This is a genomic window from Flavihumibacter cheonanensis (genome assembly GCF_022352215.1).
Lineage (GTDB): Bacteria > Bacteroidota > Bacteroidia > Chitinophagales > Chitinophagaceae > Flavihumibacter > Flavihumibacter cheonanensis.
This window is the reverse complement of the sequence record NZ_JAKRWF010000059.1, coordinates 1-291: the sequence shown is the minus strand read 5'-3', so window position 1 is coordinate 291 and position 291 is coordinate 1. Positions and strand designations below refer to the sequence as shown.

Sequence of the window (291 nt, the reverse complement as noted above, 5' to 3'; positions counted from 1 at the left end):
GCTGCACAAGATCCTCTGGGGCGACGAGCCGGGGCGATGAGTGCGCAAAGGCTCAAGGCTGTGGTGTTGCTGTCCGGCGGCCTCGATTCGGCCACCGTGCTGGCCATCGCGCGCGCGCGCGGATTCGACTGCCATGCGCTCAGCCTTGACTACGGCCAGCGCCATCGCGCAGAACTGGAGGCCGCGCGGCGGGTGGCGGCCGCGGGCGGGGCGGTCGAGCACAAGGTTCTGGCCCTGTCGCTGGACGCAATTGGCGGGTCGGCCCTGACCGACCCCGCCATCGCCGTGCCC

The 291-nt window shown here is 71.8% G+C and carries 1 protein-coding gene; it reads left to right on the top strand.

The genetic code is table 11. The features are described from left to right. Positions 1–36 precede the first annotated feature (36 nt). Positions 37–291, top strand: a 255-nt coding sequence (locus MD536_RS21125) for a 7-cyano-7-deazaguanine synthase (RefSeq protein WP_239603775.1), incomplete at its 3' end; no start/stop codon positions are given.